The organism is Pseudomonas sp. AA-38 (assembly GCF_029457475.1).
GTDB lineage: Bacteria > Pseudomonadota > Gammaproteobacteria > Pseudomonadales > Pseudomonadaceae > Aquipseudomonas.
The window spans coordinates 1988184-2013787 of record NZ_CP120359.1 but is presented as its reverse complement, the minus strand read 5'-3'; the positions used below and the strand labels follow the sequence as shown (position 1 = coordinate 2013787).

General features: G+C 61.6%; 18 protein-coding genes and 6 tRNA genes. 8 read left to right on the top strand and 16 right to left on the bottom strand.

Annotation, left to right across the window (positions count from 1 at the left end):
• Positions 1 to 6: 6 nt before the first annotated feature.
• Entirely contained in the window at positions 7 to 1434 is a 1428-nt protein-coding gene (gene leuC, locus PVE35_RS09220) for a 3-isopropylmalate dehydratase large subunit (protein ID WP_268184329.1), read from the bottom strand.
• Positions 1435 to 1658: 224 nt separating this feature from the next.
• On the opposite strand from leuC, the gene PVE35_RS09215 reads away from it, so the two are divergent.
• Positions 1659 to 2564, top strand: coding sequence for a LysR family transcriptional regulator (locus PVE35_RS09215; protein ID WP_268177976.1), 906 nt, complete (start codon positions 1659 to 1661; stop codon positions 2562 to 2564).
• A gap of 64 nt (positions 2565 to 2628) precedes the next feature.
• A complete protein-coding gene (locus PVE35_RS09210) occupies positions 2629 to 5916 on the top strand; it encodes an EAL domain-containing protein (protein WP_268177977.1) in 3288 nt (1095 codons plus the stop codon).
• Positions 5917 to 5966: 50 nt separating this feature from the next.
• Here the strand turns inward: PVE35_RS09210 and PVE35_RS09205 are convergent, their stop codons facing one another.
• Together PVE35_RS09205 and PVE35_RS09200 are read right to left on the bottom strand one after the other, a co-directional pair.
• Positions 5967 to 6422: an Hsp20 family protein gene (locus tag PVE35_RS09205; protein ID WP_268177978.1), complete on the bottom strand. Its 456-nt coding sequence runs from the start codon at positions 6420 to 6422 to the stop codon at positions 5967 to 5969.
• Positions 6423 to 6645: 223 nt separating this feature from the next.
• Positions 6646 to 7593, bottom strand: a complete 948-nt coding sequence (locus PVE35_RS09200; protein ID WP_277374450.1) for a tRNA-dihydrouridine synthase — start codon at positions 7591 to 7593, stop codon at positions 6646 to 6648.
• A gap of 94 nt (positions 7594 to 7687) precedes the next feature.
• Here PVE35_RS09200 and PVE35_RS09195 point away from each other — a divergent pair, with 94 nt between their 5' ends.
• On the top strand, positions 7688 to 8068 hold the full coding sequence (locus PVE35_RS09195; protein WP_268177980.1) for a hypothetical protein: 381 nt from the start codon (positions 7688 to 7690) through the stop codon (positions 8066 to 8068).
• Positions 8069 to 8074: 6 nt separating this feature from the next.
• Here PVE35_RS09195 and PVE35_RS09190 read toward each other — a convergent pair whose 3' ends face one another.
• Positions 8075 to 8524 (bottom strand): thioesterase family protein, encoded by a 450-nt coding sequence (locus PVE35_RS09190; protein WP_268177981.1) that lies wholly within the window; start codon positions 8522 to 8524, stop codon positions 8075 to 8077.
• Between the two features lie 167 nt (positions 8525 to 8691).
• On the opposite strand from PVE35_RS09190, the gene PVE35_RS09185 reads away from it, so the two are divergent.
• A complete protein-coding gene (locus tag PVE35_RS09185) occupies positions 8692 to 10554 on the top strand; it encodes a diguanylate cyclase (RefSeq protein WP_277374449.1) in 1863 nt (620 codons plus the stop codon).
• Positions 10555 to 10714: 160 nt separating this feature from the next.
• Here the strand turns inward: PVE35_RS09185 and PVE35_RS09180 are convergent.
• The 7 genes from PVE35_RS09180 to PVE35_RS09150 all read right to left on the bottom strand — a co-directional run bounded on the left by PVE35_RS09180 (position 10715) and on the right by PVE35_RS09150 (position 13935).
• Positions 10715 to 10790: transfer RNA gene (locus tag PVE35_RS09180), tRNA-Ala, on the bottom strand.
• A gap of 47 nt (positions 10791 to 10837) precedes the next feature.
• A tRNA-Glu gene (locus PVE35_RS09175) sits at positions 10838 to 10913 on the bottom strand.
• A 48-nt stretch (positions 10914 to 10961) separates the two neighbouring features.
• A tRNA-Ala gene (locus PVE35_RS09170) sits at positions 10962 to 11037 on the bottom strand.
• 48 nt (positions 11038 to 11085) lie between these two features.
• Positions 11086 to 11161: transfer RNA gene (locus PVE35_RS09165), tRNA-Glu, on the bottom strand.
• A gap of 60 nt (positions 11162 to 11221) precedes the next feature.
• A tRNA-Ala gene (locus PVE35_RS09160) sits at positions 11222 to 11297 on the bottom strand.
• A gap of 203 nt (positions 11298 to 11500) precedes the next feature.
• Positions 11501 to 12982, bottom strand: a complete 1482-nt coding sequence (gltX, locus tag PVE35_RS09155; RefSeq protein ID WP_277374448.1) for a glutamate--tRNA ligase — start codon at positions 12980 to 12982, stop codon at positions 11501 to 11503.
• A gap of 32 nt (positions 12983 to 13014) precedes the next feature.
• Entirely contained in the window at positions 13015 to 13935 is a 921-nt protein-coding gene (locus PVE35_RS09150; protein WP_268177984.1) for a LysR family transcriptional regulator, read from the bottom strand.
• A 108-nt stretch (positions 13936 to 14043) separates the two neighbouring features.
• Between PVE35_RS09150 and PVE35_RS09145 the strand changes: the two genes are divergently transcribed.
• Together PVE35_RS09145 and PVE35_RS09140 are read left to right on the top strand one after the other, a co-directional pair.
• Positions 14044 to 15093, top strand: a complete 1050-nt coding sequence (locus tag PVE35_RS09145) for an HlyD family secretion protein (RefSeq protein WP_277374447.1) — start codon at positions 14044 to 14046, stop codon at positions 15091 to 15093.
• A gap of 49 nt (positions 15094 to 15142) precedes the next feature.
• Entirely contained in the window at positions 15143 to 16636 is a 1494-nt protein-coding gene (locus PVE35_RS09140; protein ID WP_268184331.1) for an MDR family MFS transporter, read from the top strand.
• A gap of 178 nt (positions 16637 to 16814) precedes the next feature.
• Here the strand turns inward: PVE35_RS09140 and uvrB are convergent, their stop codons facing one another.
• The gene (uvrB, locus tag PVE35_RS09135) at positions 16815 to 18830 is read right to left on the bottom strand and encodes an excinuclease ABC subunit UvrB (protein WP_277374446.1); all 2016 of its coding nucleotides are present in this window, start codon (positions 18828 to 18830) and stop codon (positions 16815 to 16817) included.
• 245 nt (positions 18831 to 19075) lie between these two features.
• Here uvrB and PVE35_RS09130 point away from each other — a divergent pair, with 245 nt between their 5' ends.
• Positions 19076 to 20272 carry an amino acid aminotransferase gene (locus PVE35_RS09130; protein WP_268177987.1) on the top strand — a complete coding sequence of 399 codons (1197 nt, stop codon included), beginning with the start codon at positions 19076 to 19078 and terminating at the stop codon, positions 20270 to 20272.
• Positions 20273 to 20304: 32 nt separating this feature from the next.
• Here PVE35_RS09130 and PVE35_RS09125 read toward each other — a convergent pair whose 3' ends face one another.
• A complete protein-coding gene (locus tag PVE35_RS09125; RefSeq protein ID WP_277374445.1) occupies positions 20305 to 21093 on the bottom strand; it encodes a metallophosphoesterase in 789 nt (262 codons plus the stop codon).
• A 181-nt stretch (positions 21094 to 21274) separates the two neighbouring features.
• Between PVE35_RS09125 and PVE35_RS09120 the strand changes: the two genes are divergently transcribed.
• Positions 21275 to 21350 (top strand) — tRNA-Asn (locus PVE35_RS09120).
• Between the two features lie 473 nt (positions 21351 to 21823).
• On the opposite strand, the gene PVE35_RS09115 is transcribed toward PVE35_RS09120, so the two are convergent.
• From PVE35_RS09115 to PVE35_RS09105, 3 genes are all read right to left on the bottom strand, one after another.
• Complete coding sequence (locus PVE35_RS09115) at positions 21824 to 22147, bottom strand: helix-hairpin-helix domain-containing protein (protein WP_277374444.1); 324 nt, start codon at positions 22145 to 22147, stop codon at positions 21824 to 21826.
• A gap of 79 nt (positions 22148 to 22226) precedes the next feature.
• Complete coding sequence (locus tag PVE35_RS09110; RefSeq protein ID WP_277374443.1) at positions 22227 to 24233, bottom strand: nucleoside-diphosphate sugar epimerase/dehydratase; 2007 nt, start codon at positions 24231 to 24233, stop codon at positions 22227 to 22229.
• Between the two features lie 143 nt (positions 24234 to 24376).
• Positions 24377 to 25558 (bottom strand): DegT/DnrJ/EryC1/StrS aminotransferase family protein, encoded by a 1182-nt coding sequence (locus tag PVE35_RS09105; RefSeq protein ID WP_277374442.1) that lies wholly within the window; start codon positions 25556 to 25558, stop codon positions 24377 to 24379.
• Between the last annotated feature and the right edge of the window lie 46 nt (positions 25559 to 25604).

The window sequence follows — 25604 nt, the reverse complement described above, 5'->3', positions numbered from 1 at the left end:
CTCTCCTCAGGCCTGGATCAATTCGCGAACGTCGATGAAGCGACCGGTCACCGCAGCCGCAGCAGCCATGGCCGGACTCACTAGGTGGGTACGACCACCGGCGCCCTGACGCCCCTCGAAGTTGCGGTTGGAGGTGGAGGCGCAATGCTCGCCGCTGCCCAGCTTGTCCGGGTTCATCGCCAGGCACATGGAGCAGCCTGGCTCACGCCACTCGAAGCCGGCCTCGATGAAGATCTTGTCCAGCCCCTCGGCCTCGGCCTGCGCCTTGACCAGGCCGGAACCCGGCACCACCAGCGCCTGCTTGACGGTGGCAGCTACCTTGCGCCCCTTGGCCACCTCGGCGGCGGCGCGCAGGTCTTCGATGCGCGAGTTGGTGCAGGAGCCGATGAACACGCGATCGAGCTGGATAGCGGTGATCGGCTGATTGGCGGTCAGGCCCATGTACTTGAGCGCGCGGGTGATCGAGTCCTTCTTCACCGGGTCGCTTTCGCGCGCCGGATCCGGCACGTTCTGATCCACCGCCAACACCATCTCGGGCGAGGTGCCCCAGCTAACCTGCGGCTTGATGTCCTCGGCTTTCAGCTCGACCACGGTATCGAACACCGCATCGGCGTCGGACACCAGGTTCTGCCATTGCGCCACGGCCTTGTCCCAGTCGCTGCCCTTGGGCGCGAACGGGCGATCCTTGACATAGGCGATGGTCTTCTCGTCCACCGCCACCAGGCCCACACGGGCACCGGCCTCGATGGACATGTTGCAGATGGTCATGCGCCCTTCCAGGGACAGGTCGCGAATGGCGCTACCGGCGAACTCCAGGGCATGGCCATTGCCGCCGGCGGTGCCGATCTTGCCAATCACGGCGAGTACGATGTCCTTGGCGGTGACGCCGAACGGCAGCTTGCCCTCGACACGCACCTGCATGTTCTTCATCTTCTTGGCCACCAGGCACTGGGTGGCAAGCACGTGCTCGACCTCGGAAGTGCCGATGCCGTGGGCCAGCGCGCCGAAAGCGCCGTGGGTGGAGGTGTGCGAGTCGCCGCAGACCACGGTCATGCCGGGCAAGGTGGCGCCCTGCTCCGGGCCGACCACGTGAACGATGCCCTGGCGCACGTCGTTCATCTTGAATTCGAGGATGCCGAAGTCATCGCAGTTCTCGTCCAGGGTCTGTACCTGGATGCGCGAGACCTCGTCGGCAATGGCTTCGAGGCCGCCCTGGCGCTCGGCCTTGGTGGTCGGCACGTTGTGATCCGGGGTGGCGATGTTGGCGTCGATGCGCCACGGCTTGCGCCCAGCCAGGCGCAGCCCCTCGAAAGCCTGCGGCGAGGTCACTTCGTGGAGGATGTGACGATCGATGTAGATCAACGAGGAACCGTCGTCGCGACGTTTCACTTCGTGCATTTCCCAGAGCTTGTCGTAGAGCGTCTTGCCGGCCATCAGCCTATACCTCATCAGCGTCTTTCTATACCCGGGCGAAATGGCCCTGCGGCTTATGGGGTGAAATGCTATGATCACGAGACGAATAACTCAAATTCATATTTTTCATCCAGAGGATTCCAGAAAGGAATCCATTTCAAGCTGCAAGCGTCAAGCTACAAGCCGGAAGCAAAGACCGAGCGGCCCAGCTTGTGCCTTGCAGCTTGCCGCTTGGAGCTGCTTCTATGGATCTGGCCAACCTCAACGCCTTCATCGCCATCGCCGAAACCGGCAGTTTCTCCGAAGCCGGCGAGCGCCTGCATCTGACCCAACCAGCCGTGAGCAAGCGCATCGCCGGCCTGGAACAGCAACTGGGCGTGCGCCTGTTCGACCGCCTGGGCCGCGAGATCGGCCTGACCCAGGCCGGCCGCGCCCTGTTGCCACGCGCCTACCAGATACTCAACGTGCTGGACGATACGCGTCGCGCATTGACCAACCTGTCCGGTGAGGTCAGCGGCCGCCTCACCCTGGCCACCAGTCACCACATCGGCCTGCATCGCCTGCCCGCCCTGCTGCGCGCCTTCACCCGCGCCCACCCGCAGGTGGCACTGGACATCCAGTTCCTTGACTCGGAGGTGGCGTATGAAGAAGTGCTGCATGGCCGTGCCGAACTGGCGGTGATCACCCTCGCCCCGGAAACCCGCGAGCCGATCCGTGCCGTCGCCGTATGGGACGACCCGCTGGACTTCGTCGCCGCGCCAGAGCACCCGCTGGCGCGCAGCCAGGTGATCAGCCTGGCCGACGTGGCCCAGCACCCGGCGGTATTTCCCGGCGGCAACACCTTTACCCATCACATCGTCCAGCGTCTTTTCGAGGCCCAGGGCCTGACCCCCAATATCGCCATGAGCACCAACTACCTGGAAACCATCAAGATGATGGTCTCCATCGGCCTGGCCTGGAGCGTGCTGCCGCGCACCATGCTTGACGACCAGGTCACCCGCCTGCCCATCCCCGGCATTCAGCTAAGCCGGCAACTGGGCTACATCCTGCATACCGAGCGCACCCTGTCGAACGCCGCCCGCGCCTTCATGGACCTGCTCGACAGCCAGCGCGACGACCTTGCACAAGCAGCCATGCACCGTCTAACGTGAGGGCACAATACCAAGAACACATATTCATCATGCGCACCGCGCACCATCGGAGGACGGCTCGGCCATGGCCAGATCGACTGACCAGACTCCGCCCTTGCCTTACATTCCGGCGATGGATCCCGCCGAATTCGAGCAGACCTGGCAAGACGCGCAGCGCCTGCTGGCCGCTCTCAATGGCGCCCATCTCGGCACCTGGTACTGGGACATTCGCAGCGGCCAGGTGAGCTGGTCACGCGGCGCCCAGGCACTGTTCGGCCTGGATCCCAACCGGCCGGTCACGCAACCGCTGAACTACTTCGAGCTGATTCCGGAAGAAGAACGCCCCGCGATTCTGGCGAAGTTCGACGCCATCGTCAGGGGCGAACAGATCTTCGATGTCCTGCGCCATCGCATTCGCTGGCCCGATGGCAGCCTGCACTGGCTGGAAATCACCGGCAGCCTGCGACAAGAGGCAGACGGCAGCCAACGCATGTTCGGCGTGATCCGTGACATCAGCGCGCAACAGGAACGCGCCGCCGCCCTGCGTGCGTCGGAACAGCGCTTCGCCAGCCTGTTTCGTCTGAGCCCGGACATCATGATGCTGGTGCGCTACGAAACCAGCGAGATCCTCGAGGTCAATCAGCACTTTTCCCAGGCCTTCGGCTGGGCCAGCGATGAGGTGCTGGGCCGTAGCACCCATGAACTGAACATCTGGGTGCACAGCGAACAACGCGAGCAACTGCGCCAGCAAGCCCCGCTCAGCCGTGACCCGCTGATCCAGGAAGTGCAACTGCGCACACGCAACGGCACCATCCTCGACGGCGTGCTCTCCAGTCAGTACATCGAGCTGCAGGGCGATAACATGTTGCTCTGCACCTTCCTCGACACCAGCGCGCGCAAACGGGCGGACAATGCCCTGCGGGCCAGTGAGGAGAAGTTCGCCAAAGCCTTCATGCACACCCCCGATGCCGTCTCCATTTCCGATATCGCGAGCGGGCGCTTCATCGAGATCAATCCCAGCTTCGAGCGGCAATTTGGCTGGACGAATACCGAGGCCATCGGCCGCACCTCACTGGAGCTGGGCATCTGGGGCTCGGCCAGCGAGCGCCAGCGCATGCTCGACGCCCTGCACGATGGCCAGCTGAACAACCTCGAAGTGCGCCTGCACAGCCGCGATGGCAGCACCAGCAGCAATCTGCTGTTCGGCGGCCCCATCGAGCTGGACGGCAATACTTATCTGATCCTGACCATTCGCAACATCACCGAGCAACGCTTACAGGAACGGGCCCTGAAAGAAAGCCAGGAGCGTCTCAAACTGGCCCTGGACTCGGCCGAGCTGGGTACCTGGGACTGGCACATTCCAACCCAACGCCTGTACGCCAGTGCCCGCGCGGCAGAACTGCAAGGGCTGCCGGCCACCCCCTTCGACGGCGACTTTCTGAGCTTCTTCAACCACGTACCGATGAGTGATCGCCAAAACCTGCGCCAGAGCTATCTGCAATTGGTGGAGCAACGGCAGACGCACTATCAGGTGACCTATCGGGTCAATCTGGACAAAGGCAATCTGCGCTTTCTGGAAAGCACCGCCAAACTGCAGCTCGACGAAGCCGGCCAGCCACTGCGCATGGTCGGCACCCTGCTCGATATCAGCGAGCGCGTGCAGCGCGAGCAACGCCTGAAAGCCTCGGAGGAGAAGTTCGCCAGGGCTTTTTATTCCAGCCCCGACGCCATCATCATCAGCGAGCGCGACAGCGGGCGCTATATCGAGGTCAACCAGGGCTTTACCCGTATCACCGGTTACGAAGACTGGGAGGCAGTCGGCAAGACTGTCTACGAGCTGAACATCTGGGCCTGCCCGGAAGAGCGCAGGCAGATGATCGAGGATCTGCTGCTACACGGCCAGGTACTACACCGGGAAATGCACGGCAGGCACCGCAACGGCGAAGTGTTGTTGGTGGATGTCTCCGTGCAGCCCATCGAAATCGAGGGCACCCCCTGCCTGCTGCTCACCGCCCGTGATATCAGCGAACTGAAGCAGGCGCAGGCACAGGTGCAACACCTGGCCTATCACGATGCCCTGACCAACCTGCCCAACCGCGCCCTGCTGATGGAGCGCCTGACCCAGCAGATCGCCCTGCACAAACGCCTGGCCATGCATGGTGCCCTGCTGTTCATTGATCTCGACCACTTCAAGCACATCAACGACTCGCTCGGCCACCCGGTGGGCGACGCCGTACTGCGCCTGATCACCGCACGCCTCGAGGCCAGCGTGCGCGAAGAGGACACCGTCGCCCGCCTGGGCGGTGATGAATTCGTCGTGCTGATCTCCGGCCTGGAAAGCAAACGCTCGGAAGCCACCCGGCAGGTGCGCCAGGTGGCGGAAAAGCTGCGCCATCTGCTGGCCCAGCCGATGCTGCTCGACGGCCACCAACTGCAGGTCACGCCCAGCATCGGCATCGCCCTGATTCCCGATCATGGTGACAACCCGGCAGATCTGCTCAAACGCGCCGATATCGCCCTGTATCGCGCCAAGGACTCCGGGCGCAACACCATCCAGTTATTCCGCAGCACCATGCAGGACGCCGCCAGTGCACGCCTGCGCCTGGAGAGCGAGCTGCACCTGGCCCTGGCCCGCGGCGAATTCGAGCTGTACTTCCAGCCACAGGTGGACGCCAGCAGCGACCGCATCGCCGGGGCGGAGGTTCTGCTGCGCTGGCGTCACCCGGAACAGGGCATCCTCTCGCCGCTGCACTTCATCGAAGTGCTCGAGGAAAGCGGCCTGATCATCGAGGTGGGCGGCTGGGTGCTGGCAGAAGCCTGCCACGTCTGCGCCCGCCTGCTGGCAGATGAGCTGATCAGCGCCGGCCAGTTCAGCCTGTGCGTCAACATCAGCCCCCGGCAATTTCGCCAGCACGAGCTGGTCGAACGGATCGCCAACTGCCTGCGCGAAAGCCAGTTGCCCAATGCCATGCTCAAACTGGAAATCACCGAAGGCATCGTCATCCAGAACATCGAGGACACCATCGGCAAGATGCTGCGCCTGAAGAAGCATGGTGTCAGCTTCGCCATGGACGACTTCGGCACCGGCTACAGCTCGCTGACCTACCTCAAGCGCCTGCCGGTGGACATGCTGAAGATCGACCAGTCTTTCGTGCGCGAAGCCAACCACGATACCAACGATGCCGAGATCGTTCGCGCCATCATCGCCATGGCGCGCAGCCTCAACCTGGAAATGATCGCCGAGGGCGTGGAAAAGCAGGAGCAACTGGACTTTCTGCGCGCGCAAGGCTGCCATCACTACCAGGGTTACCTGTTCAGCAAGCCCCTGCCGGAGGGCGAATTCCGCGCCCTGCTGAGCCGGCAGCGCGGCTGAAATGCAGAAGGCGCCCCGTGGGGCGCCTTCCGTTCATGCATCCGACCGGATCAGTTGTCCTCCAGCGCCGGACGCTGGTTGCTGCCGATGGGGATGCGCTTGGGCTTGGCCTCTTCCGGCACGATGCGCTCCAGCTCGACACTCAGCAGGCCGTTGGCCAGGTTGGCGCCCTTGACCTCGATATGGTCGGCGAGGCGGAACGACAGCTTGAAGGCGCGCTGGGCGATGCCCTGGTGCAGGTAGCTGATGCTCTCGGCGCTACGGTCACGCTTGTTGCCCACCACGCTCAGCACACCGTTCTCGACCTGCAGCTCCAGGTCTTCTTCCTGGAAGCCGGCAGCCGCGACCACAATGCGATAGTGGTCATCGCCATGCTTCTCGACGTTATAGGGCGGGTAGGAGCTGCCGGCATCGTTGCTGCGCAGGGCAGACTCAAACAGATCATTGAAACGGTCGAAACCGACGGATTGGCGGAACAGAGGGGCCAAAGAAAGTACGTTGCTCATGAGTATTCTCCTGATTTCAGCAAGTTTCACGATGCGGAACCCGACTTCGGCATCCCGCAGTGACTTATCTAGGGGCGGCCAGAAGAATTTCAAGGCATGCACGATCACCGCGCGCAAGGTTGTGGATGGCGTAGGGTGCGCCGTGCGCACCAAGAGCCGAACCGTAGCCCGGATGTAATCCGGGAAAATGCGCCTCCCTGGATTTCATCCAGGCTACGAGACCTTAGCTGGAGGGCATCAGCAGCCGGTCGATGCGCTCGCAATCCTGCTCACGGCGTATCTCGGCAAACAAGGCCACGGCTTCCGGGTAGGTACGGGTGAGCATCGCCAGCCATTGTTTCAGTCGGCCTGGCGCATAGCGCGGCGCCAGTTTGCGCCGCGCCTGCTGCCAGAAGTCCTGCAACAGCGGCTGTAACTCGGCCCAGCTCATTTCCTCCGGCGCCTCCCCCGCCCTGACCGCCGCGATCTGCCGTGCCAGGCCAGGGCGAGACACCAGGCCGCGCCCCAGCATGATGTCCTCCACACCACTGATCTCCCGGCAGCGACGCCAGTCCTCCAGCGTCCACACCTCGCCGTTGGCGAACACCGGCACCGCTACCACCTCCTGCACCCGCGCCACCCATTCCCAGTGCGCTGGCGGCTTGTAGCCCTCGACCTTGGTACGCGCATGCACCACGATCTGACTCGCGCCACCCTCGGCGAGCGCACGGGCGCAATCCAGCGCCCCACTCTTGTCCTCGAAGCCCAGCCGCATCTTCGCCGTCACCGGAATCTCGGCCGGCAGCGTGCGCCGTACCTCGCGGACGATGGCGTGGAGCAGCTCCGGCTCCTTGAGCAGCACGGCGCCGCCGCGCGACTTGTTCACCGTCTTGGCCGGGCAGCCGAAGTTGAGGTCGATCACCGGTGCCCCGAGGGTGCAGGCGAAGGCGGCATTGTCAGCCAGGCATTGCGGGTCGGAGCCAAGGAACTGCACGCGCATCGGCGTACCGGCCCGAGTGCGCGCACCGTCGAACAGCTCGGGCGCCAGCTTGTGGTAGGTGGCCGCAGGCAACAGCCGCTCACTGACACGAATGAACTCGGTGACGCACCAGTCGATTCCGCCGATGCGGGTGAGGAGGTCGCGCAGGATCTCGTCGACCAGCCCTTCCATGGGCGCCAGGGCAATTTGCATGAGGTGATCCGGAAAAAGGGGGCGCACAGTTTAAGGGGTCGCGCGCGCCACGCAAGATGGGCGAAACTGGCCACATTGCAAACGGAGAGCCCCCATGCGCCCTGTCATATGCGCCCTGCTCGGCCTGCTCTGCATGACGACTCAGGCCAGCGAAAATCTGCCCCCGCCATCGGATCCGGTGGCCGATGCCCCGGCCCGGCTGATCGTCAGCCGCGACGAGCAGGCACCGAACGCCTGTGACGTGGAGCTGTACGTCAACCAGCAAGTGGTGGCCACGCTCGGCCCGGGGGAACGTACCAGCCTGGACTTGCCCAGCGGGGAACAGAGTCTGGCCGTGGCGATTTCACCGGAAGGCTATTGCGGCGGTACTGGCCCGCAGACCATGCAGTCGATACTGCTGAACCCGGGGGAAACCCGCCAGTTCGAGGTAAAGGTGGAACCCGATCAGGTGTTTCTCGCACCACGACTCGAATGAATGACATTACGCCTGCGGCACAGAAACTGGCAGCAAGGCCCTGCCATAACCCTCGATGAACTCCGCCGGCATGCGCTTGGGTCGACCGCTGGACAACTCGATGCAGACGAAGGTGGTCTTGGCTCTTAGCAGGGTCATGCCATCTTCCGGGCGCAGCAACTGGAAACGCCGATCCATCTTCAGACGCTGGTCGGATTCGACGATCCAGGTGGCCATCTGCAAGTGCTGCCCTTCGTAGGCACTGGCCAGGTAATCGATCTCGTGGCGCACCACGGCCATGGCCCGATCCAGGCGGCGATATTCGACCAGGTCCAGTCCCAGGAACTGCGAATGACGCCAGGCGCAGCGTTCCAGCCAGGTGACATAGACCGCGTTGTTGGCATGGCCAAGGCCATCGATGTCCTCGGCAGTCACCTCGATGTCGATGACGAAGGGGCTGGGCAACTCCCACTGCATGGCTATACCTCCAGTTTTGCCGGTCGCGCGCCGAGCTGAGTGATACTGCGCACGGGGCCGCCATGATACGACGCACAGCCAATCCCTGCAGCGCCAGAGCTTTCTCCTCATGATCTCATCGCGCCATAATGCGCGATGCACTTGCCTGAGAGCCCGAGAACGAGCAATTGACTGCCACCCTGCACCTATTGATGCTGCTGTTGCTACCTGCACTGACCTGGGCCAAGAGCCTGCCGCTGCCGGCCGATCACACCCAGATGCTACCTGGCCCCTACATGTTCGTCTGGAAGGATCCGAACGGCCAGGCCGACTTCAAGCAGGTCAGCACCCTGCCCGACTCCGCCTGGCAAGCCGTGGGCCGGCGCGATGCCAGCTTCGGCTACGGCGGTAATGCCTACTGGCTGCGTCTGGACGTGCATAATCCGCACGACCGTTCGCTGGATTGGATACTGGTGATCGGCAATCCGCTGCTCGACCAATTGGATGCCTATGGCCTGGACGGTGAGCGCATCTACCGCGCCGGCGACCAGCGCCCCTTTGCCTGGCGCTGGCTCGAACACCGCCAGTTGCTGTTGCCGCTGCGAGTGGAGCCTGGCGAGCAGCAGCGTATTTGGCTGCGCATGCAGACCGCAGGCTCGGCCAACCTCAGCGCCAGCCTGATGACACACGTAACCTTCAACCACCAGGAACAACTCAACCTGTTGCTGCAGGGCCTGTTCTTCGGTGCCTTGATTGCGATGCTCATCTACAACCTGAGCATCTTCTGCATCACCCGCGACCGCAATTACCTCTGGTACAGCCTGTTCGTCGCCAGCTTCAGCCTCTACCAATTCATCCAGCTCGGTTTCGCCCAGCAATGGTTGTGGCCTAACGCCCTGGCCTGGCAGCAGTTGAGCTTCCCGTTCATGTCGGCACTGGCGACGCTCTTCGGCATCCATTTCACCTATGGGGTACTGGAACTGGACAAGGCCCCCAAGGCCTATCGCTGGACAACCCAGGCGCTCAAGGCCTGTTGTTGGCTGGTGTTGGGCATGGCCTTGTTCGGCCCTTACACACCGGCCCTGTTCGGCAGTTTCGCGCTGCTGATCGCCTGCGCCCCCGTGGCTTTCATCATCACCCTGCTGCGCTGGCGCGAAGGCTATACAGCGGCACGCCTATTCGCCCTCGGCTGGTTCGTGCTGATCACCGCCAGCCTCGCCAGCATCTTCACTGGCACGGGCCTGCTGCCCTACTCGCTACTGACCCTGCACGCCCAGCAGATGGGTGGGCTGATCGAGATGACGGTGTTCTCCATCGCTCTCGCCGCGCGCATCCGCCAGGCGCAACAGGCCAAACGCCAGGCCCAGGCCAAGCTGATCGAGCAGGAACGCCGCCTCGGCCTCGAACAGGCCAAACGCCTGGAGCTGCAGCAACAGATCAGCGAAAACCTGGAGCAACGCGTCCAGGAGCGCACCGCAACCCTGCAGGACACTCTGCAGCAGTTATCCCAGGCCAACCAGCGTTTGGCGGAGTTGAATCGTCATGACGGTCTCACCGGCTTGCTCAACCGGCAGACACTGAGCGAGGAGCTGACACGTGCCTGCTTCCGCGCCATGCGCAGCCAGCAACCATTGGCCGTGCTGATGCTGGATCTGGATCATTTCAAACAGGTCAATGACCGGCATGGCCACCTGGCTGGTGACGCCTGCCTGCGCCATGCCGCCCAGCGCATCCGCCAGCGTCTGCGCAGCAGCGACTGGCTAGCGCGCTTCGGCGGCGAAGAGTTCGTCGCCCTGCTCGACAGTACGGATATGACCGGCGCGCTCGACCTGGCCGAACAATTGCGCGAAGACCTGGCCAGCAATCCCTGCCCCTATCAACAGCAGTCGATCCCGCTGAGCCTGAGCATCGGCCTGCATGCCGGAACGCCGAGCACCCCCGCTTGCGGCGAACACTGGCTCGACCTCGCTGACCGCGCGCTTTATCGCGCCAAGGCAGGCGGCCGTAACCGTGTGGCCTGTTACGAAGAGCAAGCGCTCGACAACGCCTGAGCAGTGCCCACAAACAAAAAGGGGCCGCTTCCGAAGAAGCAGCCCCTGGTTCCGCAAACGCGGCAAAAAATGATGTTCCTGCGCCCCTGCGAGCACCACGAAAAACCAGTGCGAAGGGGCGAAATGACGAGGCCAGCACTAGGCTGGCCTCGTTTGCGATTGGTGGAGCTAAACGGGATCGAACCGTTGACCTCTTGCATGCCATGCAAGCGCTCTCCCAGCTGAGCTATAGCCCCGAAACCTTGCGGTCGGCTCGCAACGCCTGCGCGCTGCGACTGGAAAATGGCGTCCCCTAGGGGACTCGAACCCCTGTTACCGCCGTGAAAGGGCGGTGTCCTAGGCCACTAGACGAAGGGGACGGAACCTTCGATGAACAAGGCCAGCACTTGGCTGGCCTGGTCAGTGTTTGGTGGAGCTAAACGGGATCGAACCGTTGACCTCTTGCATGCCATGCAAGCGCTCTCCCAGCTGAGCTATAGCCCCGAAACCTTGCGGTCGGCTGCAACGCCTGAGCGTTGCGGCTGGAATAAGTGGCGTCCCCTAGGGGACTCGAACCCCTGTTACCGCCGTGAAAGGGCGGTGTCCTAGGCCACTAGACGAAGGGGACGCAAGACCCTGATCGTGAACCGACTCACATCGATTCTGGCACTCCCGAAGGAGCCGAGATTGGTGGAGCTAAACGGGATCGAACCGTTGACCTCTTGCATGCCATGCAAGCGCTCTCCCAGCTGAGCTATAGCCCCATCTCGAGGACGGGGCGCATGTTAAGAGCGCCCCGAGTGCCTGTCAACAACATTTTTCCTGACGGGCAAAATTTTTTGCCACTAGAACAACTACTTACAGCCAACCCTGTGCTCGAACGCCGCCCCAGGCGTAGGGTGCGCTATGCGCACCGCTTGCTGGGCTGTTGAGCATCGGTGCGCATGGCGCCCCCCCTACGCAGCCTTCAACCGATGCTGGCCAGCAGCTTCTCCCACTCCTTGGTTTCTTTCTTCGAGGTACCGCCAAGCAGCTCCAGCGCCTGGCGCAAGCGGAAACGGGTCAGATCCGGGCCGAGGATTTCCATGGCATCGAGCACGGACACCGAGCTGGCCTGGCCGGTGATGGCGGCGAACATCAGCGGCATGGCATCACGCAGCTTCAGCTCCAGGTGTTCCACCACCGCTTGAATGCAGCCGGTGATACGGTCCTTCTCCCACTGGCGCAACGCTTCGAGCTTCCACAGGATCAGTTGCATCAACTGGCGCACCTGATCCGGCGACAGCTTCTTGTGCTCGAACAGCTTGGCGTCCAGGTTCAGCGCGCCGGAGAAGAAGAAGCCGGCCAGCGGTGCGATCTGGCTGAAGGTCTCCACCCTGCCCTGCACGTGCGGCGCGATCTTCATCAGATACTCGGGGTTGAGCGCCCACTTCTGCACCTCGGCGGCGAAGGTGTCCACCGGCAGTTCGCGCAGCCACTGGCCATTGAGCCAAGAGAGCTTCTCCAGATCGAAGATCGGCCCGCCCAGCGATACCCGGTTGATGTCGAAGTGCTCGATCATCTCGGCCAGGGAGAACTTTTCGCGCTCGTCCGGCATCGACCAGCCCATACGACCGAGGTAGTTGAGCATGGCCTGCGGCAGATAGCCCATGCGCTCGTAGAAGGTGATGCTGGTGGGGTTCTTGCGTTTGGACAGCTTGCTCTTGTCCGGATTACGCAGCAGCGGCATGTAGCACAGTGCTGGCTGCTCCCAGCCGAAGTATTCGTAGAGCTTGATCAGCTTGGGTGCCGACGGCAGCCACTCTTCACCGCGCAGCACGTGGGTGATGCCCATCAGGTGATCGTCGACCACGTTGGCCAGGAAGTAGGTGGGCAGGCCATCGGCCTTCATCAGCACCTGCATGTCCATGCGATCCCAGGGGATCTCGACATCGCCACGGAGCATGTCCGGCACCACGCAGACGCCCTCGCTGGGCACCTTCATGCGCACCACGTGGGACTCGCCCGCGGCGATACGGCGCTGCGCCTCGGCCGGGTCAAGATGCATGCAGTGACCGTCGTAACGCGGGGTTTCCTTGTTGGCCATCTGCTGCGCGCGTACTTCATCGAGGCGCTCGGCGGAGCAGAAGCACGGGAAGGCATGGCCCTTGGCGACCAATTCGTCCGAGTACTTCTGGTAGATCTCGCCACGCTCGCTCTGCCGGTACGGGCCATGCGGGCCACCAACGTCAGGGCCCTCGTCCCATTCGATACCCAGCCAGCGCAGCGCATCGAAGATCTGCTGCTCAGACTCACGGGTCGAGCGCAACTGGTCGGTGTCTTCGATACGCAGGATGAACTGGCCACCGTGCTGACGAGCGAAGCACAGGTTGAACAGCGCGATATAGGCAGTGCCGACATGGGGATCGCCAGTCGGCGATGGCGCGATACGGGTACGAACGGTGGTCATGAATGCTCTCGGAAGGAAGACACGAGGGTGAATCAAGCGGGCGATGTTAGCAGGCTGACCGGCCCCGGCTCCAGCAACCCGCCACGGGTGATGGGTAAGGCAGCGATGAGGAAGTCGAGAAAGGCCTTGACCTTCATCGCCTGGAAACGCCGTGACGGATAGATCGCATAGATCTCCCCCACCGGCAACCGCGCATCGGGCAGCAGCTCGATCAGGCGTCCGCTGCGCACCGCGTCTTCACTGATCATCACCGGCAGGCCGGCGATGCCCGCCCCAGCCACCGCCGCCTCACGGGCGAACGTGATGTTGTTGCAGGTCAATACCCGCTGGCAGGGCACGCTTGCATCCAGCAGCGGCCAGTAACGCGGCGCGTCGTGCTGCAAGAGGATGGCCCGATGCCCCTCCAGCTCCGCCACGCTGCGCGGCGTACCATGGGCAGCAAGGTAGGCCGGGCTGGCGCAGAGACGCCGACCGCTCTCGAACAGCTTGCGTGCGATCAGGCTGGAGTCCTGTGGCTGACCGACCAGAATGGCGATGTCTACCCCCTCCTCCAGCGGATCCACCAGGCGCGAGGTCAGTTCCACTTCGGCATTGATCTGCGGGTACTGGCGCATGAACTCGCCCAGCACGCGGCCGAGGAACAACTGGCCAAACTCGATGGGCGCACTGATGCGCAACAGGCCCGATGGCTCGTGCTGTAGCTGCATCACCGCCTGCTCGGCCTCGGCGAAATCGAGCATGATCTGCCGACACCGCTCGTAATAGGCCTGGCCCACTTCGGTCAGGCGCAGCTTGCGTGTGGTGCGATTGAGCAGGCGTACACCGAGGCGCTCCTCGAGCAGGACGATGCGCCGACTCACGGTGGATTTCTGCATGCCCAGGCTGACGGCAGCCTGGGTGAAGCTGTGGCACTCCACCACGCGGGTGAAGATCAATGCGTCATCCAGCCCCATGATTGTTCCTCATAAGCAACAAAGCATGCCCAGTCTAGCCTCTACTAGCGCCAGCGGAACACTGTTAAATTTGCTTACATTCACTCCGTTTCCCCTCGAGCCTCATGCATGCCCGCCCAACTGCAACGCCGTCTTCTCATCTTCGTGACCCTGCTGGTTCTGATAATCGCCGCCCTGTTCGGCCACTGGCTGCTGGTCGGGCGCTACCACGAGAGTACCGACAACGCTTACGTTCAGGGCGAGATCACGCGCATTTCCAGCCAGTTGAATGCACGCATCGAACAAGTGCTGGTGCGCGATAACCAGCACGTGGAAGCCGGCGAACTGCTGGTCACCCTGGAGGATGCCGACTTTCGTCTGGCACACCAGCGCGCCGTCGCCGCTCTGGACACCCATCAGGCCGAACGCGCCCAGGCGCAGAGCAAGCTCGACCAGCAGGCCAGCCTGATCGCCGCCAGCCAGGCCGATGTCGCCGCCAGTCAGGCGACCCTGGAGCGCGCGCAGTTGGATCTGAACCGTGCCCAGACCCTGCGCAAGCCCGGTTATGTCTCCGAAGAGCGCGTCACCACCCTGGCTGCCGACAACCGGGTGGCCCGTTCGCAAGTCTCCAAGGCGCAGGCCGATCTGCAGGCGCAGCGTCAGCAGGTGGCCAGCCTGGAGGCCGAGATCAAGCGCCTGGACGCCCAGATTCTCTCCGCTCAGGCTGACCTGGAACAGGCCGATCTCAACCTCTCGCGCACGCAGATTCATGCGCCGATCAGCGGCTTCGTCGGCCAGCGCTCGGCGCGTGAAGGCCAGGTGGTGCAGAGCGGTGCCTACCTGCTATCGCTGGTACCGGACCAGGACATCTGGGTGCAGGCCAACTTCAAGGAAACCCAGATCGGCCAGATGCGCCCGGGGCAGAAAGCCGAGCTGCGCTTCGACAGCTACCCCGACACCCCCATCGAGGGCCGCATCGACAGCCTGTTCGCCGCCTCCGGCGCGCAGTTCAGCCTGCTGCCGCCGGACAACGCCACCGGCAACTTCACCAAGGTGGTGCAGCGCATTCCGGTGAAGCTGACCTTCGCCGCCGACAACCCGCTGCACGGTCTGATCCGCCCCGGCATGTCGGTGGAAGTCAGCGTTGACCTGCGCAGCGACCAACACCATGGCGGGTGATGCCCTGATCCGCGCGACGGCTGAACCCAGCCGACGCGACTGGATTGCCGTGATGAGCGCCATGCTCGGCGCCTTCATGGCGGTGCTGGACATCCAGATCACCAACTCCTCGCTCAAGGACATCCAGGGCGCGCTATCGGCCACACTGGAGGAAGGTTCGTGGATTTCCACGTCCTATCTGGTGGCCGAGATCATCATGATTCCGCTGACCGCCTGGTTGGTGCAGTTGCTCTCGGCGCGGCGCCTGGCGGTGTGGGTATCAGTGGGCTTTCTGATCGCCTCGCTGCTGTGCTCCATGGCCTGGAGCCTGGAGAGCATGATCGTGTTTCGCGCCCTGCAGGGCTTCACCGGCGGCGCGTTGATCCCGCTGGCGTTCACCATGACGCTGATCAAGCTACCCGAGCATCACCGCGCCAAGGGCATGGCGCTGTTCGCCATCACCGCTACCTTCGCCCCCTCCATCGGCCCCACGCTCGGCGGCTGGCTGACCGAGAACTGGGGCTGGGAATACATATTCTACATCAACGTCCCGCCTGGCCTGATCATGATTGCCGGCCTGCTCTACGGCCTGGAGAAGAAGGCGCCGCACTGGGAGCTACTGAAGACCACCGACTACGCCGGCATCCTCACTCTGGGCCTGGGCCTGGGCTGCCTGCAGGTGTTTCTCGAGGAAGGTCACCGCAAGGACTGGCTGGAATCGCAACTGATCGTGGGCCTGGGCAGCGTGGCGCTGGTCAGCCTGATCCTGTTCGTCATCCTGCAGCTTTCCCGGCCCAACCCGCTGATCAACCTCGGCGTGCTGCGCGAGCGCAACTTCGGCCTGTCCAGCATTTCCAGCCTGGGGCTCGGCGTGGGGCTGTACGGTTCGATCTACGTGCTGCCGCTGTATCTGGCACAAATCCAGGGCTACAACGCCATGCAGATCGGCGAGGTGATCATGTGGATGGGCATACCGCAGCTGTTCCTGATTCCGCTGGTGCCCAAGCTGATGAAGATCATCTCGCCGAAATGGCTGTGCGCCCTGGGCTTCGCCCTGTTCGGCGCGGCGAGTTTCTTCTCCGGTGTACTCAACCCGGACTTCGCCGGCCCGCAGTTCAACCATATCCAGATCGTCCGCGCGCTTGGCCAGCCGCTGGTGATGGTCACCGTATCGCTGATCGCCACGGCCTACATCCTGCCGCAGGATGCCGGCTCGGCCTCCAGTCTGTTCAACATCCTGCGCAACCTCGGCGGCGCCATCGGCATCGCCCTGCTGGCCACCCTGCTGGACGCCCGCACCAAGGTCTATTTCGACTACCTGCGCGAATCCATCGTGCCGACCAACCCGCAGGTGGACGAACGCCTGCACCTGCTGGCACAGACCCTGGGCAGCGAACAGGCGGCACTGGCCAGGCTGAGCCAGATCGCCCATGAACAGGCCACCATCATGGCCTACAACGATGCCTTCCATGCCATCGGCATCGCCCTGGCGGTGAGCATGCTGGCGATTCTGCTGACACGAAAGCTGCCGCAGAACATGGCTGGGGCCAGCGCGGCGCATTGAGTCCGGTCATAGGGTGGATGCCGCTTTTTGCATCCACCAAGGCGGTGGATCGGTAAAGCGTGATCCACCCTACAGAACTTGGCTCCCATAACCGCCCGAACCCGTAGGCGAATTTATTCGCGATAGGTTTTGGCTCAGCAGGTAGCCCGGATGCAATCCGGGAATGGGAGTGGCTGCGCTACACCTGCAACAAGCGATCACGCAGCTTCTGAATCTCGTCGCGCAACTGCGCTGCTGCCTCGAACTCCAGGTCGCGGGCCAGGGCATACATCTTCTCCTCCAACTGGCGAATACGCTTGGTGATCTCACTCGGCGAGCGCAGCTCGGCCTCGTAACGGGCGCTCTCCTCCGCGGCCTTGGCCATGCCCTTGCGCTTGTTGCTGCGCGCCCCCGGCACCACGGCACCTTCGAGGATGTCCTTGATGTCCTTCTGCACGCCCTTGGGCACGATACCGTTGGCCTCGTTGAAGGCCACCTGCTTGGCGCGACGCCGCTCGGTCTCGTCGATGGCTCGGCGCATCGAGCCGGTGATGTTGTCGGCGTAGAGGATGGCCTTGCCATTTAGATTGCGCGCTGCGCGGCCAATGGTCTGGATCAGCGAGCGCTCGCTGCGCAGGAAGCCTTCCTTGTCCGCATCGAGGATGGCCACCAGCGCCACCTCCGGCATGTCCAGGCCCTCGCGCAACAGGTTGATGCCCACCAGCACATCGAAGGTGCCCAGGCGCAGGTCGCGAATGATCTCCACCCGCTCCACCGTGTCGATGTCCGAGTGCAGGTAGCGCACCTTGACGTCGTGATCGCCCAGGTAGTCGGTGAGATCCTCGGCCATGCGCTTGGTCAGGGTGGTGACCAGCACGCGCTCGCCCACCGCAACACGCAGACGAATCTCCGACAGCAGGTCGTCGACCTGGGTACGCGCCGGGCGCACTTCCACCTCGGGGTCGACCAGGCCGGTGGGGCGCACCACCTGCTCGATCACCCGCCCGGCATGCTCCCCCTCGTAGGGCCCGGGCGTGGCGGAAACGAAGATGGTCTGCGGGCAGGCCGACTCCCATTCCTCGAAGCGCATCGGCCGGTTGTCCAGTGCCGAAGGCAGGCGGAAGCCATACTCCACCAGGGTTTCCTTGCGCGAACGGTCGCCCTTGTACATGGCGCCAACCTGCGGCACCGAGACGTGGGATTCGTCGATCACCAACAGCGCTTCGTCCGGCAGGTAGTCATACAGGGTGGGCGGTGGCGCTCCTGCCGGACGGCCGGACAGATAGCGCGAGTAGTTCTCGATGCCGTTGCAATACCCTAACTCGAGGATCATCTCCAGATCGAAGCGGGTGCGCTGCTCCAGGCGCTGCGCCTCCACCAGCTTGTTGGCGCCACGCAGGTATTCCAGGCGCTGCTGCAGCTCCAGCTTGATCTGCTCCACCGCCTCCAGCAGCGTTTCGCGTGGGGTCACGTAGTGGCTCTTGGGGTAGAAGGTGAAGCGCGGCAGCTTCTGGATCACCTCGCCAGTCAGCGGGTCGAAGGCGCTGATGCTCTCCACCTCATCGTCGAACAGCTCGACACGGATGGCTTCCAGATCCGATTCCGCCGGGAAGATGTCGATCACGTCGCCGCGCACACGGAAGGTGGCACGGGCGAAATCCATGTCGTTGCGCGTGTACTGCAGCTCGGCCAGGCGGCGCAGCAGCGCGCGCTGATCCATCTTGTCGCCACGGTCGAGGTGCAGCACCATCTTCAGGTACTCCTCGGGGCTGCCCAGACCGTAGATCGAGGACACGGTGCAGACCACGATGACGTCCTTGCGCTCGATCAGCGCCTTGGTCGCGGAAAGACGCATCTGCTCGATATGATCGTTGATCGAGGCGTCCTTCTCGATGAAGGTGTCGGACGACGGCACATAGGCTTCCGGCTGGTAGTAGTCGTAGTAGGAGACGAAATACTCCACCGCGTTGTTCGGGAAGAAGGCCTTGAATTCACCGTAGAGCTGCGCGGCCAGGGTCTTGTTTGGCGCCAATACCAGCGTGGGGCGCTGCACCTGGGCAATCACGTTGGCCACGGAGAAGGTCTTGCCCGAGCCGGTGACGCCCAGCAGGGTCTGGTGCGAAAGCCCGGCCTCCAGTCCCTCGACCATCTGCCGGATCGCCTCGGGCTGATCGCCGGCAGGTTTGAAGCGGGTCACCAACTGAAACTCGGACATGCAGTACCTCGACGAATGACTGTGACGCTTCTCTTCGGACTGCGTCAAAAGCCATGAATTGCAGGGCGAACTGGCGATAGGTTCAAGTAGAGTCGAATCACCTGGCAAAAGGCCTTAATTCAGGGCTTTGCGCTGTCGCCCCCTGGATTCAGGGTCGTTATACTAACGCCCCGATTACGCGCCCCCTAGCGCTTTTGTCGGGGACGCCTGGCCTCCCACCCCTCACTCGAGTTGCCGCACCCATCATGAGTCTCTTCTCCGCCGTCGAAATGGCTCCGCGCGATCCCATCCTGGGCCTCAACGAAGCATTCAACGCCGACACCCGCAGCACCAAGGTCAACCTTGGCGTGGGCGTCTACTACAACGAGGAGGGGCGAATTCCGCTGCTGCGCGCCGTCGCAGAAGCCGAAAAGGCACGTATCGAGGCCCATGCGCCGCGTGGCTACCTGCCGATCGAAGGCATCGCTGCCTATGACAAGGCCGTGCAGGAACTGCTGTTCGGCAAGGGCGCAGCGCTGATCGAAGCCGGCCGCGTGATCACCACCCAAGCCCTGGGCGGCACTGGCGCCCTGAAGATCGGCGCCGACTTCCTCAAACGCCTGCTGCCCGATGCCACCGTGGCCATCAGCGACCCGAGCTGGGAAAACCACCGCGCGCTGTTCGAGGCGGCCGGCTTCCCGGTGCAGAACTACCGCTACTACGATCCGTTCAGCAACGGCGTGAACCGTGGCGGTCTGCTCGAAGACCTGCGCAACCTGCCGGCGCGCTCCATCGTCGTGCTGCACGCCTGCTGCCACAACCCGACTGGTGTCGACCTGCAGATGGAAGACTGGAAAGCCGTGCTGGAAGTGTTGCGCGAGCGCGAGCACGTGCCCTTCCTCGATATCGCCTACCAGGGCTTCGGTGACGGTATCGATCAGGACGCCGAAGCCGTGCGCCTGTTCGCCGATTCGGGCCTGGAGTTCTTCGTCTCCAGCTCCTTCTCCAAGTCGTTCTCGCTGTATGGCGAGCGCGTCGGCGCGCTGTCGCTGGTCACCGGCAGCCGCGAAGAGGCTACCCGCGTACTGTCGCAGCTCAAGCGCGTGATCCGCACCAACTACTCCAACCCGCCGACCCACGGCGCCACTGTGGTCGCCAGCGTGCTCAACAGCCCCGAACTACGCGCCATGTGGGAAGCGGAGCTGGGCGAGATGCGCGAACGCATCCGCAACATGCGCCTGGCCATGGTCGAGCAACTGGCTGCCCTGGGTGCCAAGCGCGACTTCGGCTTCGTTGCCGAGCAACGCGGCATGTTCTCCTACTCCGGCCTCACCGTGGAGCAGGTCGAGCGCCTCAAGGAAGAGTTCGGCATCTACGCCGTCGGCACCGGTCGCATCTGCGTCGCTGCCCTGAACAACGGCAACCTGGACAGCGTCACCCGCGCGATTCATGCGGTGCTCTGAGCCTTAGCAGAAACCAACAAAAACGCCGGCATTCATGCCGGCGTTTTTGTATGCAAAATGACTGATGACAAGCCCTCGGACAAAATCATTTTCTGCTGTGGACATAAAAAGAATTCTTCCTCACTCAGCATGTCGACAAGGGTCAACTTGCCATCAGGAAATGAACAGCCGGTATCTATGTAGATGACATTGCCTAAATGCAACACCTCGGAAACCGTCGAATGCCCGACATAGAGCCTATGAAGCCCCTCCACCGGACGACAGTCACGCGTCATGATTCGATTCCTAGCATAAAGAGCCTGAACAAAGGCCTGATGCCGCTGCTCAGGATCAGCAACAGCTAACAACGCCAGTGCCTGCCTCCAGTTGAAACCGCGTTCCCAACCTGGCATTTCAGAATGGATGATTCCAGCAAAATCGCCATTCATCAGCCGGACGTCAATAGCTATAGGCAAGAGCGCTAGGCGCTCAGCGATACGAAGCCGCTCTGAAAGCTCACACTCGTAAAACCATCGCCCCCCATTGCGCGCATGTCGTGGCGGATCTCCTACGCCAGCAACACTGTCGATTATCATCTGCTCATGATTGCCTCTGACCGCATAAAGCCAGGGCTTATCCAGCCACTCCAAAATCAGATGAGAGCACGGGCCACGATCAATGAGATCACCCGTTACGAACAAGCGGTCTACAGCCTCGTCAAAACCAACCTTGGACAGCAAGGCCTCAAGCATCTCAAAATGCCCATGAACATCCCCAACGACAAAATCACGCCCACGGCCATTGACAGTGAACGACTGCGTAAGGATGGTTCCTGACTGCATTTGCAAAACCGACTCTACAAGATATGCGAAATCAATCTTGTAAGGCTACCAGCTCCGAAGCACGATGGAAAATAATCACTAGCTCAATGATGAGTAGCTGAATCGCTTGCACTCCATGGGCAACTAGATCACCACAAAGTGTTGACTTCCCTTTTTTAATCAGTAACATACGCGCCGTTGTTCCGCGATAGCTCAGTCGGTAGAGCAAATGACTGTTAATCATTGGGTCCCTGGTTCGAGTCCAGGTCGCGGAGCCAGATTCAAGAACCCAGCTCGGTGCTGGGTTTTTTATTGCCTGGGGACTCTCACCAGGGACTACGTCCCAGGTTATTCGCTTCGCTCACCCCTTCGGGGCCGCGCTAAAGCGCGTTCAACTGCGCTGTCGAGTCCAGGTCGCGGAGCCAAATTCAAAGCCTCGGTTCATACCGCAATGCTGTTCACATGAGGTCGTGTGCGCTTTGCTCCCCTCTCCCATTTATGGGAGAGGGGCTGGGGAGAGGGCTGAAAACGCCGCAAGTCTGCCGCCCCCCTCTCCGAACGCGCCCCCCAACCCTCTCCCCAGAGGGGCGAGGGGGACTGCTCGCGCTGGGGTGTGCCTTGGTGAGAGTCCACCGAAAACGAAAAGCCCCGGTATGAACCGTAACGCTGTTCACTTAAGCTGCAGCCTACCCCAAACAACGAAAAAGACCGGTCAAAAGACCGGCCTCAAGCAGCGCAACGACGCCAGGCGTCAGTTCACGCTCAACTTGTCGCGATTCTTCTCCAAGGTTGCCTCGCCAATCCCCTTGACCTCCAACAGCTCGTCGACCGATGCGAATTTACCGTGCTGCTCACGGTACGCAACGATCGCCTGCGCCTTGGTCTCACCGATACCCGCCAGCTCACGCTGCAAGGTCGCAGCATCGGCGGTATTGAGATTGACCATGGCGGCCGGCGCCACCTGAGCAGCAACGGGCTTGGCGGCATCGGCCTTGGAGGTTTCGGCTGCGGAAACAGCCAGAGAGAAGGAAGCCAGAGCGGCGAACAGCAGAGAAGCAAGACGAACGTTCATCATGATATGTATCCTTACGTCAGTTGATCCATGTGAGGGCACCTAGCCCACATGGATCAACATACACACTGATGAATATCTGTCAACTCTCCGTACGCTTCTGCAAGTAAAGCCAGTCGACGATTTCCCCCTCGGGGCGATAGCCCGAGACCACCTCGCGCAAAAGCTGCCGCACGCGCTCGTAGTCCTCACGCGCCACCGCCTCATGGAGCGCCTGCAACACTTGCCTGTATTGCGCCCAGGGCAACATCTCTTCGTTGGCACGCATGATCATCGAATGCTCGGTGGGGCTGACATTGTCACCGATCAATAGCTCTTCGTAGAGCTTCTCACCGGGGCGCAACCCCGAAAACTCGATGGAAATATCGCCATGGGGATTATCGACCGAGCGCACGCTCAAACCACTGAGCTGAATCATTTTTTCCGCCAGGTCGGCAATCTTTACCGGCTGCCCCATATCCAGAACGAAGACGTCACCGCCCTCACCCATCGACCCAGCCTGAATCACCAATTGCGCGGCTTCGGGAATGGTCATGAAGTAACGCGTGATATTGGGGTGCGTCACCGTCACTGGGCCACCACGGCGAATCTGCTCATGAAACAACGGAATCACCGAACCAGAAGAACCCAGCACATTACCGAAGCGCACCATGGTGAAACGGGTCTTGTTCACCCGATGCACCTTCTCCTCGCGCCCCCAGAGCACAGGCGCCGGTTCACCACTGAGTGCCTGCAATACCATCTCGGCCAAACGCTTGGTGCTACCCATCACGTTGGTCGGTCGCACCGCCTTGTCCGTGGAAATCAGGACGAAATGCGCAACCCCGGCCTTGACTGCAGCCTGAGCGGTGAACAGGGTGCCGAACACGTTGTTCAGTACGCCTTCGGCGATGTTGTGCTCCACCATCGGCACATGCTTGTACGCCGCCGCGTGATAGACCGTATCCACCGTCCAGCTCGACATCACCTCATCGAGCCGCTCCGGGTTGCGAATCGAGCCCAAAATGGGGATCAACTGAACGGCCAGGGACTCACGCTTGATGCGCCGCACCAGTTCGGAGTGGATGTTGTACAGGTTGAATTCGCTATGCTCGAACAGCAACAGAGTCTTCGGTTCATTGGAAAGAATCTGCCGGCACAACTCCGAACCAATCGACCCCCCTGCTCCAGTCACCATGACCACCTGATTATGGATACAACGCTCGAACAAGGCCTTCTGCGGCGGTACCGGATCACGCCCAAGCAGGTCGGCGATATCGACCTCCTGCACGTCATCCACCTTCACCCGACCACTGGCTAGATCCATGAATCCCGGCACACTGCGTACATGCAGAGTGTATTGCCCAAGTAGCTCGAGAATTTCTCGCCGGCGCGCCCGCGAGGCAGAAGGCACCGCAAGCAGAATTTCCTGGGCTCCGGTTTCCTCGATCATCTGCTGGATATGCTTGGGCTTGTAAACCCTGAGCCCCGCAATCACGCGCTTGGCGATCGACGAATCATCATCGATGAACGCGACAGGCGTCAACGTACGCCCCATGCGTAGCGCCGCCAGTAACTGGTTACCGGCGGCGCCGGCACCGTAGATGGCCACTCGAGGCAAACCCTGATCACGTATCTGCAGTCGATTGGGGCGCTCGGCAGAAAACCAGTCCCCCATGAAGTACTGACGCATCAACAGGCGCAGCCCGCCAATCATCATCAGGCTCAACCACCAATAATTGAGCACCATGGAACGCGGGATCACTGCCGGTGCATCGCGGTACCAGTAAACCGCCAGAGCCAGTAGCAAGGCAGAAAGCGAAACGGCTTTGAAAATGCTCTTCAGCGCGTCATTGCCGAAATAGCGCATTACCGCCCGATACATCCCCATGCGGATGAAGATAGGCACAGAAAGAAGAGGTGCCAGGGCAAAAAGCCAAGCGTGATGACCAAAAGGGTGGGCAGCATCCAGCTCCCCCATGCGCACCACGAAAGCCAACCACAGCGCACACCAGACCAGCACGACATCCGTCATGACCTGAAGCATGCGCTTGGAGCGTCGAGACAACCCAATCAAACGCTCACGCAGGCGATCAGCAGCCTTTAACATCACAACCTCTCAACTTTTCAGATCCCTTGAACGCTCAAACCCAACTACCGACAGCAGTATGCTGGAAACATCAACGTATCAGGCGACGGCCAGAAGCCATCAGTAACCTAGCCGCTCATACAGACGCTATTGCTCCCCAGCCGCTAGGACGGATAAGCGGCCGCCTTCATCACGTCTGAAAGCACACTACAGGTCTTAGCCAATTCATCAGCAGTCAGTGTCGGATGAACCAGAAACATCAAGCTCTCTTCACCCAACCGACGAGCCGCAGGTAATGGTTTTTGCGGACGCCATCCTGTGCCATCAAAAGCCTTTTCCAAATACACCTCGGAACAAGATCCTGAGAAACAGGGCACACCTCGCGCAGAAATCTCATTCAGAATTCGATCACGCGTCCATCCCTGTTGAAGCTTGTCAGCTTCGACGAACACATAACATTTATAGGCAGCATGCGTGATGTGCGAGGGAAGCTCGGGCACCCGCAAGCCAGGCAAACCTTGGGCACACGACCAAATCTGCCTAGCATTATTCAGACGAATGGACTGCCAGTCACTCATCCGGCGCAACTGTATACGCCCAATTACGGCCTGCATTTCCAGCATTCGCCAATTGGTGCCAAAGCTCTCGTGCACCCACCTGAAACCAGGCGCATGCTGGCGCTCGTAGACCGCCTCCCAACTTTTGCCATGATCCTTGTATGACCACATCCGCGACCAGAGATCACGGTCATTCGTAGTCACCATGCCGCCCTCACCACCGGTGGTCATGATCTTGTCCTGACAGAACGACCAGGCTCCCACATGCCCGATGGAGCCCACAGGACGACCCTTGTACTGGGCACCATGAGCCTGAGCGCAATCCTCAATCACCTTAAGGCCATGCTGAGCTGCAAGCGCCATAATTGGATCCATATCGCATGGCCAGCCAGCCAGATGCACGCAAATCACAGCCTTGGTGCGTGAGGTCAGTACAGCGGAAATGGTCTCAGCGGTAATATTCTGTGAGTCACAATCGACATCGGCGAATACTGGAACAGCACCTGCATTAACGATTGACGACACCGAAGCCAGGAATGTGCGCGATGTGACAATCACCTCATCACCCTGGCCGACGCCAAGGGCTTTGAGCGCTACATCCAAGGCGACCGTACCGTTAGCCAGAGCGACGGCATGTGCAGTGCCAGCCCAAGCCGCGAACTCCTTCTCAAACTCACGGCATTCCTGCCCCGTCCAGTAATTAACTTTATTAGAGAGAACGACAGCACGTACAGCTTCGGCCTCATCCTCAGTGAAGGAGGGCCATGGGGAAAACGGAGTATTCAGCACAACAGGGACTCTTCAAAAATTGACTGGGCAGGCTTAGCGAAATCGA